Here is a 15,209-nt window from a genome sequence, read left to right as displayed (position 1 = left end):
GCCATGTGCACCACTGAGCCCATCAGCTATGCCGGACGCGATCCTGCCGAGGCAACCATCAAGCTTCAGATCAACAACAAACAATGCATGGCCTTTCCCAATGAGACCATCCTGTCCTGTGCGCGGCGCCACGATATCTATATCCCAACCCTGTGCGAGCTGGATGATATCGATCACACGCCGGGCACATGCCGCGTCTGCGTCGTGGAAATCACCCATTCAAAACACAATGGCGCGCAGATCGTCACCTCTTGCAACACTCCGGTGCGTGAAGGGATGACCGTCCAGACGCGCTCCAAAAAGGCGCGCGACATGCAGAAGCTCCAGGTCGAGCTGCTCATGGCGGACCATCTTCAGGACTGCGCCACCTGCATCCGCCATGGCGACTGCGAGTTGCAGGACGTGGCCCAATATGTAGGCCTGACGGAAAACCGATTTTTTGACCGGCTTTTGGCCGAGAGCCGCCCGGTGGACGAAGCCTCCACATCCATGATTCGAGACATGCGCCGCTGTATCCGCTGTCAGCGTTGCGTTGCCATTTGTCGCGATCATCAGGGCATTGATGCCCTCGTCATGGAAGGCACCGGCAATGACCGCGTCGTTGCCCTGCGCGATGGCGCCGATCCGATGAGCAATATCTGCGTCTCCTGCGGACAATGCGTTCTGGTCTGCCCCACCGGGGCGCTGGGCGAGAGAGACGAAATCGACAAGGCACTCGATTATATCTGTGATCCGGACATCACAACGGTGGTCCAGTTTGCGCCAGCCGTGCGCGTTGCCTTTGGCGAAGAATTCGGCATGCCAGCGGGCACCAATGTGGAAGGTCAGGTGATTTCTGCCTGCCGCAAGATCGGCGTCGATATCGTGCTCGACACAAATTTCGCCGCTGACGTTGTCATTATGGAAGAAGGCACCGAGCTGCTCGGCCGCCTCAAGGAAGGCCGCAAGCCAACCTTTACCTCTTGCTGCCCGGCATGGATCAATTTTGCCGAAACCCACTATCCCGATATCCTGCCCCTGCTGTCGTCAACCAAATCACCCCAACAGGTGCTTTCGACCATTGCCAAGGCTTACCTACCGGAAAAACAGGATATTGCCGCCGACAAGATCCGTGTCATCTCAATCATGCCCTGCATCGCCAAGAAAGACGAAGCAGCCCGCCCGCAATTGGGTGAAGCAGGCAAGCAGGATACGGATGTGGTGCTGACCACCCGAGAATTTGCCCGCCTTTTGCGGCGTGAAGGGATTGACCTCAAGACCATCAAGCCTTCCAGCTTCGACAACCCGTATATGAGCGAATATTCTGGCGCTGCCGCCATCTTCGGCACCACGGGCGGCGTCATGGAAGCAGCCGTGCGCACCATCTATTCTGTCGTCAACGGCAAGGAATTGGACAAAGTGGAGCTTACGCAGTTGCGCGGCTTTGAAGGGGTACGCGAAGCAACGGTTGATCTGGGTGGCCCGATCGGCGCGGTCAAGGTCGCCATGGTCCATGGGCTCGGTGACACGCGCAAGCTGGTGGAAATGGTCCGCTCTGGTGAAGCCGATTATGACTTTATCGAGGTCATGGCCTGTCCGGGGGGATGCGTCGATGGCGGAGGCTCCTTGCGTTCCAAGAAAGCCTATTTACCGCTGGCCATGGCGCGGCGGGAAACCATCTATAATGTCGACCGGAAAACCAACGTGCGCCAGTCGCACAAGAATATGCAGGTGCAGGCCCTTTACAGGGATTTTCTGCAAGCACCAAACTCGGAAAAAGCCCATCACCTGCTGCATACGCACTATGAGGATCGCCGCAAGGACCTTCGGCATACGGTGAAGGAAATCTGGGACAATCTGTCCATGAGCTCGGTTCTTTACTGAAAGAGTAAAATCAGATCATCAAAACCAGTCGGGCCTGCGCATCAGGACAGGCCCGATCCCCGCTCCTGCAACAGATCCGCATTGAGCGGAATCCGGCAGCTGATTTCAAGATTGCGGTTCGCGTAGCCAACCGTCCAGTCTCCTCCCAGAATCTGCAGGATATGTTCAGCCAGCAGAAGGCTGCCCGCCCGTTCGGTGCCAAACAGATAGGCCAGACTGATGGTGCCGGAAACATCAAATTGACGAATATCCTGCGCCTGATCCTCTGCGGTGCCAAACTCGGAGATAAAGATATCGAGCGTCTCGGAGCCGAGTTCATAACTCACGGCGACATCAGAGCTTTCGCTCGCATAGCGCACGGCTCCGCGCAGCAGAACAAACAGCAGTTCCCTGAGTAGCCCCTCGTCACTGAGAATGATCGAATCCGCCACATGCTCGCAAAAGCTCAGCGTCTTGCCAAATTGCTCGGCTTCAAAGCGACATTCCTCAACCACTTCGGTCAAGACGGTGCTGACGTCAAACGGCTTGAGTTTGAGGGCACTCTCCTTGTTCAGCATGGATATGCCCACGCCGACATAGGACACCTCATTCCGCAGCGCGGCAATCCGTTCGAGTGCATCGGAGATGAGGCCCTCGGCCTCCTGTCCGCGTCCAGCCTTAAGCGCATCAAGGGCCAGAACGGCGAATCCGTGAGACTGATCGAGCCCGCCATTGATATGCTTCAGCCAACCGCCAATCTTGTCCGCATCAAGCTGTTTCTGATGATAGTTCAAGCGGGTGTTCGATGCGATCTGGGCGATGTTGCGCAGCATCAGTTCAAGCGTCTTGGCTGAAAGCTCCTGTTTGGCCAGAAACATGTCCGCGCCGGAATTGAGGCTGACCTCCTGAAAAGACGTATCATCAAGCGACGACATGACAACGATCGTACCGGCAGTGTCGCCTCCCTCTCTCAGAGAGGAAACAAGGGAAACAGAGGAATCCTCCCCCATCCAGTAGTCGAAAAGATAGAGATCAAAATGATTGTCTGAGCAAAGTTTCTCAGCTTCTTTCAAACTGTCGGCAAAGGTCACGTCAAACCGAAACCCTGTCAGCTGTTGCAGCAACCAATGCACATAGCGCCTGTCAATCGGATCATCATCCAGCAGAAGACATGAAAGATGAATATCTTCTCCAGCGGCTTGAGATATCCGCTCGAGTTCGCTCGCCATTCCCTGAGAATAGCTCATCCAGGCCGCACACATCTGAAACCCCCGTGATCAGAATATCGGTCCAGAAGAGGATAGTTAAAAATCTGTAAATCACAAACAGATATTCACCCTGAGCACATCATCTCCGTTCTTCTCCATGTAAAGCGCCCAACCATGCCGGAGGCAAATCTCACTACACTCATGAAGACAAAGAAGTTCGAACAGATCTCCAGATTTATACTGCGCCAACTCGCTCAACTGGAGTTTCTCCGAAAAATCAATGCTGCAAGGCGAGAAATCGAGACGAATATGAGCGGCAGATGCCTCATCGTGACAAACGGAAAGAACCAGTTCTGCGGATTGCTCTTTGGCAACATCGAAGGGAATGCTTCTCAAGAGCCGCTGGATAAACTGCCGCAAAAACTGGGGATCGGCGGTCACCGAGATCGAATCTTCCCTTTTGAACAAAACTGTTTCAAATTGGAGTGATTCTATTTCCGTCGACAGAGCAGCCGCAAAATTGGCCTCCTGCAGTGCAAGAGGCTTGCACATGGCATCAGAATACGCACGCACGGCCTGTGTCATTTCGGACAACTGTCTGGTCTTGTCTTGCACCATCCCCAGAATGACCTGCGCATCCTCATCAAGCGAGTCAGCATGCTCTGCCTTAAAAATCTCGATCAACTGGGCAATCTGCCTGATGGGGGCCATGGTGTCATGGGCAATCCGGCGGCTAAGCTCATAGCGCGCTTTCATGCTCTGTTCGGAAGAGGATACGCCACCGTCCTCATTGGTCATCACAATAGCCCTCCCGATACCGTGAAAAATCAACAACCAAACAACTTTAAGATGTATAGACATATTTAACTATGGTTAATTTGATGTTAATCTTCCCTCTAAGTTTCGGATATGTCTAGATAAAACTGATCATTTATAGTGATTACAAAAGCCTTCGCTCAATGGATCATCAGCCGAGCGCAAGGCGACATTGCATCGAAAACCGTGTTTTTCATTCCTTGGGGGAGGATTGATCATGAGTAAAGATACTGATTCCGAACAGCTTTCGGCGACACCGGCCCAAGAAGCGCTCGACCAGAAAGTGCAGAACAGCTCAGCCCCTTCGGAAAACACCAAAGTGGATGCATCTGAACAGCTATCGCATCCGCCCGCAGAAGAAACAGCTCTGGACGATCCGCAAACAGAGCCCGGTCAACAAGGCAATACGATTCGCATCGTTGCGATCGGCGCCTCGGCCGGTGGTTTGGAGCCAATAGAGCAGTTTTTTGATGCCTTACCCACAGATCCCAATGTGGCATTTGTCATCATTCAGCATCTCTCCCCCAACTTCCAGTCGATGATGGATCAGTTGATCGCCCGCCACACACATATGCGCATTGTGCACGCGGAAGATCAGATGGCCATCGAGCCCAACGTCATCTATCTCAATCCGCCCCGAACCGAGCTCTCGGTCAAAGAGGGCAAACTCTCGGCAACCGCTTATCCCGACAATGATATGCTGAGCCTGCCCATCGATGCCTTTTTCACCTCTCTCGCCAAAGAAGAGGGGGAACACGCCATCGGGATTGTCCTGTCGGGAACAGGATCGGACGGCACCAGAGGCAGCTTGCAGATCGTGCAACATGGGGGTGTCGTCATTGCGCAAGAGCCATCCAAGGCCAAGTTCGACTCCATGCCCCGCAAAGTCATCGACACCATCAACACCGCCTATGTTGCCGACGTGACGGATATGCCGGAAATCCTCGCGGCGGTGATCAGCGGCTCAGAAGTACCCCGCCCAGAACCGGAAGCCATTGATACGGAGATAGGCAATCCTGAATCCCGTATTCTGGCCATTTTGCAAAAATCCTACGGCACGGATTTCACCTTCTACAAGAACGCGACCATCCATCGCAGAATCCAGCGCCGCGCCCTGCTCAAGCGCGAGGCCAGCCTCGACAAATATTGCGAGAGCCTACTGTTTGACAAGGAAGAAATGGACACCCTTTATTGTGACTTGCTGATTGGGGTCACCGAATTTTTCCGCGACAAGGAAGCCTTCGAGGCAATCAAGTCGAAGGTTCTGCCCGACCTTGTTGCAAATATGACTGAGGAGAGACAAATCCGGATCTGGGTGCCCGGCTGTGCAACCGGTGAGGAAGCCTATTCCATCGCCATACTGGTGAGCGAAATCGCCAAGCGCAACGGTATCACGCCCAACCTCAAAATATTCGCAACCGACATCCATTTCAGATCCCTCGAAATTGCGGCAGAAGGAAGCTACAACGCCGAGAGCGTGGCCCATATTCCAGAGACATTGCTCAAAACCTATTTTGATTTTGTCGACAACCGCTATCAGGTGAAGAAAAGCCTCAGGCGCAAGGTCGTCTTCTCGACGCAAAATCTGCTAAAAGATCCGCCCTTTACCAAAATAGACCTGGTTACCTGTCGCAATTTGTTGATTTACTTTAATGAATTGGCCCAGCGCAAGGTGTTGTCGCTGTTTCATTTTGCCCTCAAGGAGAAAGGACACCTCTTCCTGGGATCAAGCGAAACCGTGGGCAATCTGGATGAAGAATTTACCTCCATCGACAAGAGATGGCGCATCTTCCAGAAAAAACACAACAGCCAGATCCGCGATGCAGCCTTCTTGATGCCCGCCACGTCACGCTCACAAGAGGACACGGAAAATGGCCTTTCCCTAAGAGAAACGCGCTCTCACAATCTGGCAGCAGCCAAAAAGGAAAGCCTCACCCGCCAAGCCCTCTATGGCGCCTATGACAGGTTGCTAGAGCGGTATGCGCCGACAGGGTTCCTGATCAATGACCTTGGCGAATTGATGCATATCTTTGGCAATGCGGACAAATTCCTGCAAGTCCGCAAGGGGTTGTTCAGCAATCGCATCACAGATCTGGTGCAGACGGATCTCAAACTCGCGATCACGTCTGGCATCGAACGCGCCATGACGATCAACCACGAACCAGACTTCGAACGCTCCGTCCAGATCAAGGAATCCGAAGACAATCTGACCCGTCTGACCATCCGGGTCACCAAGATCCTGAATGTGGAAAGCCACAGTGTTTTCCTGCTGATCACACTGGAAGAGAGGAAATCCCCGCTTTCCGAGCGCACAATCAAGAACAGCAACGCCCCCATATTGGGCCATGAAGAGATCTATGTCAGCCGCATTGCCGAACTGGAAAATGAACTTCGCTCCACGGGTGAAAGCCTTCAGACAACCATCGAAGAGCTGGAAACGAGCAACGAGGAACTGCAGGCGACAAACGAAGAACTAACCGCCTCCAACGAGGAACTGCAAAGCACCAACGAAGAGCTGCATTCGGTCAACGAAGAGCTCTATACCGTCGGCGCCGAGCATCAGCGCAAGATTGTCGAACTGACCGAAATGACGGATGACATGGAGAATCTGCTGCGCAGCACGCAAATCGGAACCATCTTTCTTGATGAAGAGGCGAGAATCCGCCGCTTCACACCAGCCTCAACAAAAGCCTTCAACCTGATGCCTCATGACGTAGGCCGCCCCATCGGCCATGTCACCTGCCGTTTTGACAGCACCGATTTGCTGGCCCACACACTGGAAACCATCACCAGAGGCACCGAACATTCAAGAGAAGTCGAATGCGATGGCATCATCTATCTGCTGAATATTCTGCCCTATAAGACCGAGCTGGAAACCATCACCGGCGCCGTCATTACTGTGTTTGAAATTGATGAATTGAAGCGCGCGCAGGAGCGTGTGAAACAAGAACGCGAATTTTACAAAACCGTCGTCGATCTTCAGAGCGACCTCATCTGCCGCTTCAAGCCGGACACGACCATCACCTACGCCAACAGTGCCTTTCATGCCTTTTTCAACATCGATCCGGACGCCATAAAGGGCACCCTTTTCAAAAATCTTTTGAAAACCCCGCAAAAGGAAGATCTGGTCAATGCGATTGAAAATCTGGAGCAGGATGTCTCCATCGAATGGGAGTTCAAACAGGCAGACAAGTCCAGCAAATGGCTGCAATGCCGCTTCAACATCCTGCGAGACGAGCATGGAGCGATTTTCGAGATACAGGCGGTCTTGCACAATGTGACGGAAATTGTCGAACGGGAGAATTTGATTAGCGAGTTCAACCGCATAGCGGCCAGCACCAATCTTGATCTTAACGACAAGATCGAGCGTATTCTAACCCGCGTATCCGAGGTCTCAAGGCTACCTGCTGCGCTGAAAATAAGTTTCGAAAATCAGCAGATCGCAGTCGACACCATTATCGGGATGAAAAAGGGCAAGCTCTCGGTTGGGCAGACCTTCTCAACCCCGTGCGCTTCTTGCCAGCATGCTCTGACCTCTGACGAGGGCATACCCTATCGGGACTATTTCATCGCCTGCATTGTCAGGACCACAGACATATTCCATTCCAAAGGCTATCAAACAGTCATCGGCGCGCCGACCATAAGCAATGGCGAGGCCAACGGAGCCATTCTCCTTGCCTCGAAATTCCACATCAGCAAAAGCTATCTTGAAAATTACCAGCCAATAATCGACCGCATTGCCGACTGGATCGGCTATGAGCTGTTTCGCAGAGACCAGCAAGAGAAGCTGGAAATGCTCAATAACATGTTCATGGAAGAAGAAGAGCGCTTCCGCAAGCTCTATATGGAAACCCCGGTCATTATGCATTCCCTCGACAAGGATGGCATTATTGTTGAGGCCAATGAAGAATGGCTCACAACGCTGGGCTATGAACGCGAGGACGTCATCGGTCACCATTGGGAAGAATTCATGACGGAGGCCTCAACGCAATATGCCTATGAGGTGGTATTGCCCGAGACCACCAAGAACAAGCAAGCCGACAATGTGCCCTTCCAGATGGTTAAAAAGGACGGGGGCATCATAGATGTCGAAATGTCGACCATCATCGTTGCAGACGGAAAAGGCGTTGAGCAGACCCGCACCGTACTCGCCGATGTGTCCGACAGGGTGCGCGCTGAAAAGGAACTCGAAGCGCACAATCAGGAACTCAAGCTGATCAACGAGAATCTCAATCAGTTCACCCACATCATCAGCCACGATTTGGCTGGCCCGCTCCGCGCCATCCAGCATACCGCGACCTGGATCGAGGAAGATCTGGACGAAAACACCCAAAACGAAATCCAGGAGCATATCGACCGGCTAAAGGACCAGATTTCGCATCTGGGCAGCCTGATCGCAGATCTGTCAGATTATTCCAAAGCCGGTTCTAATGTTCAGGAAGCTGAAGAAATCCATCTGACAGTCAATCTGCAAAGCATCTTCGATATCGTGGACGGCAGCGACGCCATCCGCTTTGAGACCAGCTTGCCACAGGAGAGCATTCTTACCTACCGCGCGCCCCTGTTACTCGTGCTGCGTAACCTGATTGAAAACGCCATTAAATATCACGACAAAGACAATGGTATTGTGAAGGTCTGGCAGGAAGATCTGGGCGATGCATGGGCCTTTGCTGTCTGCGATGATGGGCCGGGCATCGACCCCAAACATCACGGCAAGATCCTGCTCCCCTTCAGGAAGCTGGAACGCAAGGACAAGGTTCCCGGAAACGGCATGGGACTGGCATTGGTCAAGAAAGCCATTGAGTCCGTAGGCGGAACGCTGACAATCCTCTCGGATCCATCCATAGAGCCGGGAACGACATTTCGTTTCACCTGGCCCAAACAAGGGAAATAGCCTGCCGCTAGCAACATTCAGGATGGCAAGCGGATGATCTCGCAAAAATCGAACAGCAGCTGCATGGAGCGCGCCATCTTGGCAGGCTCCATTTCCTTGACGATATAGCCGGACGCAAAATGCTGATAGGCAAGATTGACATCTTCGGCCAGATTTGAGCTGGAAATGACAAAGATGATGCTGTCTCTCAAAGCGGCATCTGCCCTGATTTCATCAAGGAATTCATAGCCCGACATACCCGGCATGTTGAGATCGGACAAGATGACGAACGGTCGCTCGATCTCTCCCCCACGCAACATCTCCAGCGCCTCCGCCCCGTCCCGGGCATTGACAAGCACGATGTTCCCACCATGCTTTGCCAGCGCACGCTTGACCAGAAACACATCCGCCTGATCGTCTTCAATCAGAAACAGGGTCGCCTTGCTGTCATTTTGTGAAGTCAATGGCCGGGTTTCTTTCACGCTCGCACGCGGCACAGACGCAGGGAAGCACAGGTTCCCTCACCCGGCGTACTCTCTATCAGAACCGCGCCACCGTGGCCGTCCATGATCTTCTCAACGATCGGCAGCCCGAGCCCTGTTCCCTCCTGTGTCAACTCGGCAGAGGGTAGCACACGTCCATAAGGCTTGCGTGCCAACTCGATCTCTTCGGGACTCATTCCCGGACCGTTATCCCTGACCGCAATGCAATAGCCATCCGATGTCGCGGCCAGTGACACATCAATCCGGCCATCTGCCGGGGTATATTTGATCGCATTAGACAGGAGGTTCACCAGCGCCTGGGTCATCAACGATCGGTGACAGTGCGCGCAGAGCCTTTCCTTGTGCAAATGCACAGCAAGCTCAATCCCCTTGTCTGAAGCAAAGAACTGGACCAGTTCGACCGCTCGGGCAATGACTTCATCAAGATAGACATCTTCAAGCTGTTGCTTGACCGTCTCAAGCGCATTGCCATTCTGCAGCATCAGATTGTTAATGACCTCAAGCAGATGCAGGCCGCCGGTATGAATTTTAGCGGCAAATTTTTGATATTCTTCTGGCACTTGCAGATTGAGACTGTTGCCCAAAATCATTTCCGAATAGCCCAGTATGGCATTCAGAGGCGTACGCAAATCATGCCCCATGGTGGCATAAAAGCGATCCTTGGCTTCATTGGCCTTCTTGAGATTGTCTATGGTTTGCTGCAGCTGCTGTTCCAATCGATGGGTATGGCGCGCGCTGCGAATGGTCGCCTCCAGCAACACAGGCGTCAGCTGGTTTTTGTTGATACAGTGCCTGGCCCCTGCCTTGAGCGCGATTTTCTGCACGTCTTCTCCGGGCATTCCCGTCAGCAAAATGACAACCGAATTGGAATTGATGTCCCCGATAGCATTGATCGCAGCCACGCCTGTTTCCATGCCAACCCAGAAATCCACCAGCACGACATCATAATGCGTCTTTCTGGCAGCAATCACCGCATCAGAAACAGACGTCACCCAGTCCAGATCCACCCTGTAGGAATCCAGATAGAGAAGCGCCTTCTTGGTGATCAGGAAGTCGGTTTCGTCATCTTCCAGTACCAACACGCGAAGCGTCTTTTCAAGCGGGAGCTGCTCCTCTGAGAATATATCGACAGAAGTAACCTCACTTAATGCCTCACTCGATGATAATCCCCCCAGATCCCATCCCTCCAAGTGCATGGCTAACCCCCTGTCAGCAACACTGCCTTATCACCGGAAACAACAAATAAAGCCAAGTTTAGAATCAATTCAGTTATTAACAAATAATTAACATATTTGTACTTTGGAATCAAACACCTATTGGATTTCAGGAAATTCCATTGCTCTAAAATAATAAACAACGCTGAACATAAACACTGTTTTCACCAAGGAAAAAACAGCCAGATAACATCAGACGATCCCAATAGCTTCATCTACACTTACGCATGGATAATCTACCTCTACACTCTGCTCGTTAGCACTTGGATTGAGGTCTTATCCCCTCCTCTTGCCTTTCCGCCAAGGCGCATACACAAACGCAAAAAACCACCCGACCATTGAAGGTCTGAGTGGTTTTGATGATCCATAAAATGGATGGTGCCCCTGGCCCGACTCGAACGGGCACTCCGGTGAAGGAAACGGATTTTGAATCCGTCGCGTCTACCAGTTCCGCCACAGGGGCTATTTGAGGGCCGAATATAGAAGCAAAATTTGTCCCGTCAACTCATAACCGTCATAAATTTCTTATAGTCAACACGAATTGACACTTGTTTGCACCTTCAGATATGAACGCGACTGGTATTAGCACGCGCAATTGCTTACTTATAACCAACACAACAAAAAGTCAGAGCCGATGAGAATGAGACCACGGGCGACTAAAAAAGTACCGTAGTGTCTTCACTTGACGCATGATATCAAGGATAAGAACGGGCATGCTTCGCAAACTATATGATTGGACGATGGGGCTGGCCAGCAGCCGACGAGCCACTTGGGCGCTCGCTGGCGTTTCCTTCGTTGAAAGCTCCGTTTTCCCCATTCCGCCCGACACACTGCTCGTGCCCATGGTCATTGCCAAGAAGGAAAAGGCATGGTTTTACGGAGCAATATGCACCGTTGCTTCGGTGATTGGCGGCCTGTTGGGCTACACCATCGGGGCGTTGCTCTTCACACAGGTGGCAGAGCCTATTCTAGCTTTCTATGGATATGCAGACAAATTCGCATCATTCACTGAGCGCTACAATGACTGGGGAGTCTGGATCGTGTTGATCGCAGGGCTCACACCCTTCCCCTACAAGGTAATCACCATTGCCTCAGGCGCAACCGGGCTTTCCCTGCCCGTCTTCATGGTCGCTTCCATCGTGGCGCGTGGTTTGCGCTTTTTCATTTTGGCCGCCCTGCTCTACTGGCTAGGCCCTCCAATCCGCGATTTCATCGAAAAGCGCCTCGGGCTTGTCTTCACCATTCTCATGCTTCTGCTCGTGGGCGGTTTCGCTGCCGTCAAGTATCTCTTGTGATCCACCCCCGCCCTTGAGACGAATTGCAGCAGCCATGGCCATTGACAAAATTTGGACACGGTTGCTCTTTAGCGACATATCGGAAGATATATTTCTGAAAGATAGTTTTATGAACCTGACCGCTCCAATTGGCAAATCCCAAGCGCTGGCTGGTACACTTCTCGTACTGGGCGCACTTTTCATGTCCGCCTGTTCTCTGGGCTTTGAGCATATCGGCGGCTATCAGCCCTGCCAACTATGTTATGTTCAACGCCATGTCCACTATGCTTTGATCCCGCTAACGCTGATCACCCTGCTCACGGTCTGGCGCAGTCTGCCGCCAATCGTCGTGCGCCTTGCCTTCATCATTTTGGCTGGAGTGCTGGTCTATGGAGCAGGCGTTGGCGTTTATCAGGCTGGCGCGGAATGGGAATTCTGGCTTGGCCCGAATGATTGCGCCAATACCATTCCTGTCACCAAAGACGCCTCTAATCTTCTGGCTCAGCTCAAGACAACCAAGCTGATCAGCTGCGATGTCGCCCAGTTGCGCATTCTTGGCCTCTCCTTTGGCGGTTGGAACGCGGTTCTGTCTTCCATCGAGGTCATCATAGCCCTGTGCGGCGCCTTCCTTTCCAAAGATGCTCTGGCGCCCTTGTTTGCGCGCCTGCCCTTCCTTGGCAACTGGATGCAGGCCATCGTCAAGAACCGTGCCTGATTGCCCCACTTACGGATAAATAATCAAGGGCGTGCGGGTTATAAAATACCCTCGCGCCCTTTCTTTATCTGCCGATAGAAGGCCCAGAAAAGATGAGCCGCCGCTCCACGCTCGGGCGCCCAAAGCGCTTCAGCCATAGCCGCAAGAGGTTTCTCACCGGGACGATCATCCAATCCCAGCGCCGAGGCCACGGAAACCTGCAAAGCCAGATCGCCAGCAGGGAATATATCAGCCTGCCCCAAACAGAAAAGCAAATAGACATCCGCCGTCCATGGCCCAACGCCGTGGAGAGATATAAGCGCACGCCGGATCTCCGATGGGTCCCGCTTTGCCAACGCATCAAGATCAAATTCGTCTCTGATGGCCTCAACGATCCGTTGCACCGTCTTGATCTTGGGACGCGAGAGCGTACAGGCCCGCAAGTCCTCTTCGCTAGCATCCGCTAACAGTTGGACATCGCACACCGGAAAACGCGTCGTGAATTTTTGCCAGATTGCGCGGGCGGACGCCACCGAAACCTGCTGGGCTAGAATGATCTGCAACAGCCCCTCCAGCCCTGCGGGCTGACGTCGCAAGGCAATCGGCTTACACTGCTCCAGAAGAGGCACAAGACGCGAATCAAGCGCAACCAACCGCGTAAGCGACGCATCAAGATCTGCCTGACAATGCAAATAGGACACCAAGCCCTCTCCTTTTCAAAGATGGATGCTGCCCTGATGCAGCCAATATGCTGGACGAACCCCACATCTAGAGGCTATCAATGCAGCACGCAACACCAGCCGGACCCCATTTCGCCTCATGCCTGCACTCTTCCGCTTTGCCCCCAGCCCGAACGGCGCCCTGCATCTGGGCCATGCCCTTTCGGCGCTACTGAATTTCGAGGCCGCAAAACAGACCGATGGCCGTTTCCTGTTGCGCATTGAAGACATCGACACCGTACGCTGCACTGAGGACAAGATCACGCAGATGCTTGATGATCTTGACTGGCTCGGCATCCGTTGGGAAGAACCGGTCATGCACCAATCCGAACGGTTTGCCTTTTATGAAGATCACCTGCAAGACCTTAAGGCGAAGGGGCTGCTTTATCCATCGCAGGCAAGCCGCAAGGACATTCAAAGGGCCGTAAAAGAATGGGAGACAACAGCCAAAAGCCCTTGGCCGCGAGATCCCGACGGCGCGGTTCACTATCCGCGCGCCCTTCTGTTTGAAAAAGAAAAGGATGGGGGCAATGCAGCTTGGCGGCTCAATATGGAAAAAGCGCAGGCCGCCTATAGCCACCCGCTATTCTGGCAAGAGACCGGCCCTCTTGCCCCCACCTATCCGCAAGCCACCCAAATCGCAGCATCCCCACAGGAGTGGGGCGACGTCATTCTGGCGCGCAAGGATTGCCCGACAAGCTATCATCTCTCGGTGGTGCTTGATGACGCCGCCCAAGGCATCACCCATGTGGTGCGCGGTCAGGATCTCTATGCCGCAACAAGTCTGCACAGGCTGTTGCAAAGCCTGCTCGATCTGCCCGCCCCGCTTTATCATCATCACCGGCTACTCACTGACATTGGGGGGCAGAAGCTGTCAAAATCGCGCCAGAGCCTCAGCCTCAGGGCATTACGCAAAGACGGCGTCACCCCTTCCCAGATCAAAAAGCTGATCCGTTGGAGCGACGCCGACCTTGAAGCCTTTACGGCTGTCTAGAGCCTAGCGATGGTCTAGAGAGTGGCGACGACCTAGTGGCCCATGATGGTATGCGCCACCGAAATCCAGAAAGGCAGCGTCACAAGACTGACCAGCACGGACAGGGAAATTGTGTTGGCTGACAATCTGTGGCCCACGCCGAAATGGTTCGCCAGAAGATAGGCATTGACCCCGGTCGGGCTGGCAGCCCCCAAAAGGATCACCGCGGTCCATGCATTGGGCAAAGGCAGAATGGTGGCCGTAACCAGATAGAACAGCGCAGGAAAAGCCACTGTCTTGATGATTGCCAGCGCAAGGCCGTTGAGGATATCCCCCTGCAAACCATATTCACGCATGCTCATGCCCATGGCCATCAGGGCCAAAGGCACAGTCACCGGCACAATTCGGTCAATCACGCCCGAGGCCAGCTCGGGGATCGGCAGCCCGATGAAGCCCCAGATACCACCGGCCAGAATGCCCAGAATGATGGCGTTGCGCATCAGCCCCTTGCCAACCTTGAGCAGAATGGCGCCAAAATGCAATGCTTGGCCGGGCTCACGCGCATAAACCTCAACCATGATGGAGCTGAGCAAGGTCATGATCGGCAGATGGATCGTCAGCAACATGACCAGCGGCACCAGTGAATCCTCCCCGAACACGGCCGAAATAACCGGAATCCCCAGCAACACCAGATTGGAAAAGCCGCTCGAGATACCAGCCACTGCCAACACGCTTCCTTCCCTCCCAAAAAGAAAGCGTGTGACAAGCATGCCCAGACCAAACATGGCAAAGACACAAAGAAAGAAGGCGCCCCAAAGGGACCATGGCGCCTGCTCGGACAGGTTGGCCGTGGCCAAAGAGCGGAACATGGTCAGGGGCAAGGGGACGGTGAAGACGAATTTCGACAAGGCAGCGCCTGCTTCCTTGGGAATAAGACCGCTGAAGATCAGCCCATAGCCAATGGCTATCAAGGCAAAAATCGGGAAGACAATATTAAAAATATCGAGCATATAAGAGCTCCGGAAGGAAGGGGTCGTTCGAGGGGCGTTGTTCCCGGGACATTAGCAAAAGAACCCACGACAAAGGACCATTG

Annotated in this window: 11 protein-coding genes and 1 tRNA gene; 5 read left to right on the top strand and 7 right to left on the bottom strand. The window is 53.3% G+C overall.

What is annotated here, in order from left to right:
• The first annotated feature begins 3 nt into the window (after nt 1-3).
• Nucleotides 4-1,863, top strand: coding sequence for a [FeFe] hydrogenase, group A (locus ACKPCT_RS20935; protein WP_319567871.1), 1,860 nt, complete (start codon nt 4-6; stop codon nt 1,861-1,863).
• A 41-nt stretch (nt 1,864-1,904) separates the two neighbouring features.
• Here the strand turns inward: ACKPCT_RS20935 and ACKPCT_RS20930 are convergent, their stop codons facing one another.
• Complete coding sequence (locus ACKPCT_RS20930) at nt 1,905-3,104, bottom strand: response regulator (protein ID WP_090073902.1); 1,200 nt, start codon at nt 3,102-3,104, stop codon at nt 1,905-1,907.
• Between the two features lie 57 nt (nt 3,105-3,161).
• Nucleotides 3,162-3,848: a hypothetical protein gene (locus ACKPCT_RS20925; protein WP_319567870.1), complete on the bottom strand. Its 687-nt coding sequence runs from the start codon at nt 3,846-3,848 to the stop codon at nt 3,162-3,164.
• 235 nt (nt 3,849-4,083) lie between these two features.
• Between ACKPCT_RS20925 and ACKPCT_RS20920 the strand changes: the two genes are divergently transcribed.
• The gene (locus tag ACKPCT_RS20920; protein WP_319567869.1) at nt 4,084-8,760 is read left to right on the top strand and encodes a CheR family methyltransferase; all 4,677 of its coding nucleotides are present in this window, start codon (nt 4,084-4,086) and stop codon (nt 8,758-8,760) included.
• Between the two features lie 17 nt (nt 8,761-8,777).
• On the opposite strand, the gene ACKPCT_RS20915 is transcribed toward ACKPCT_RS20920, so the two are convergent.
• From ACKPCT_RS20915 to ACKPCT_RS20905, 3 genes are all read right to left on the bottom strand, one after another.
• Complete coding sequence (locus ACKPCT_RS20915) at nt 8,778-9,203, bottom strand: response regulator (RefSeq protein ID WP_319567868.1); 426 nt, start codon at nt 9,201-9,203, stop codon at nt 8,778-8,780.
• Between the two features lie 14 nt (nt 9,204-9,217).
• On the bottom strand, nt 9,218-10,438 hold the full coding sequence (locus ACKPCT_RS20910; RefSeq protein ID WP_319567867.1) for a hybrid sensor histidine kinase/response regulator: 1,221 nt from the start codon (nt 10,436-10,438) through the stop codon (nt 9,218-9,220).
• A 394-nt stretch (nt 10,439-10,832) separates the two neighbouring features.
• Nucleotides 10,833-10,919, bottom strand: a tRNA-Leu gene (locus ACKPCT_RS20905).
• 250 nt (nt 10,920-11,169) lie between these two features.
• Between ACKPCT_RS20905 and ACKPCT_RS20900 the strand changes: the two genes are divergently transcribed.
• The gene (locus tag ACKPCT_RS20900; RefSeq protein ID WP_090073910.1) at nt 11,170-11,751 is read left to right on the top strand and encodes a YqaA family protein; all 582 of its coding nucleotides are present in this window, start codon (nt 11,170-11,172) and stop codon (nt 11,749-11,751) included.
• 109 nt (nt 11,752-11,860) lie between these two features.
• A complete protein-coding gene (locus ACKPCT_RS20895; protein ID WP_175528110.1) occupies nt 11,861-12,445 on the top strand; it encodes a disulfide bond formation protein B in 585 nt (194 codons plus the stop codon).
• 38 nt (nt 12,446-12,483) lie between these two features.
• Here the strand turns inward: ACKPCT_RS20895 and ACKPCT_RS20890 are convergent, their stop codons facing one another.
• A complete protein-coding gene (locus tag ACKPCT_RS20890; protein WP_175528111.1) occupies nt 12,484-13,125 on the bottom strand; it encodes a DNA-3-methyladenine glycosylase family protein in 642 nt (213 codons plus the stop codon).
• A 118-nt stretch (nt 13,126-13,243) separates the two neighbouring features.
• On the opposite strand from ACKPCT_RS20890, the gene gluQRS reads away from it, so the two are divergent.
• Complete coding sequence (gluQRS, locus tag ACKPCT_RS20885; protein WP_319567866.1) at nt 13,244-14,137, top strand: tRNA glutamyl-Q(34) synthetase GluQRS; 894 nt, start codon at nt 13,244-13,246, stop codon at nt 14,135-14,137.
• A gap of 32 nt (nt 14,138-14,169) precedes the next feature.
• Here gluQRS and ACKPCT_RS20880 read toward each other — a convergent pair whose 3' ends face one another.
• Nucleotides 14,170-15,126 carry an AEC family transporter gene (locus ACKPCT_RS20880; protein WP_175528112.1) on the bottom strand — a complete coding sequence of 319 codons (957 nt, stop codon included), beginning with the start codon at nt 15,124-15,126 and terminating at the stop codon, nt 14,170-14,172.
• Nucleotides 15,127-15,209 lie beyond the last annotated feature (83 nt).

Source organism: Cohaesibacter marisflavi (assembly GCF_963665895.2).
Classification (GTDB): Bacteria; Pseudomonadota; Alphaproteobacteria; order Rhizobiales; family Cohaesibacteraceae; genus Cohaesibacter; species Cohaesibacter marisflavi.
Note: the sequence above shows the minus strand (reverse complement) of the source record. Positions and strands in the feature narration are given on the sequence as shown.

Bases quoted from the DNA above. Each gene is read 5' to 3' on its own strand.
- ACKPCT_RS20900 (WP_090073910.1), top strand. From the start codon at position 11,170: ATGCTTCGCAAACTATATGATTGGACGATGGGGCTGGCCAGCAGCCGA.
- ACKPCT_RS20930 (WP_090073902.1), bottom strand. From the start codon at position 3,104: ATGTGTGCGGCCTGGATGAGCTATTCTCAGGGAATGGCGAGCGAACTC.
- ACKPCT_RS20880 (WP_175528112.1), bottom strand. From the start codon at position 15,126: ATGCTCGATATTTTTAATATTGTCTTCCCGATTTTTGCCTTGATAGCC.
- ACKPCT_RS20935 (WP_319567871.1), top strand. From the start codon at position 4: ATGTGCACCACTGAGCCCATCAGCTATGCCGGACGCGATCCTGCCGAG.
- ACKPCT_RS20895 (WP_175528110.1), top strand. From the start codon at position 11,861: ATGAACCTGACCGCTCCAATTGGCAAATCCCAAGCGCTGGCTGGTACA.
- gluQRS (WP_319567866.1), top strand. From the start codon at position 13,244: ATGCCTGCACTCTTCCGCTTTGCCCCCAGCCCGAACGGCGCCCTGCAT.
- ACKPCT_RS20925 (WP_319567870.1), bottom strand. From the start codon at position 3,848: ATGACCAATGAGGACGGTGGCGTATCCTCTTCCGAACAGAGCATGAAA.
- ACKPCT_RS20910 (WP_319567867.1), bottom strand. From the start codon at position 10,438: ATGCACTTGGAGGGATGGGATCTGGGGGGATTATCATCGAGTGAGGCA.
- ACKPCT_RS20920 (WP_319567869.1), top strand. From the start codon at position 4,084: ATGAGTAAAGATACTGATTCCGAACAGCTTTCGGCGACACCGGCCCAA.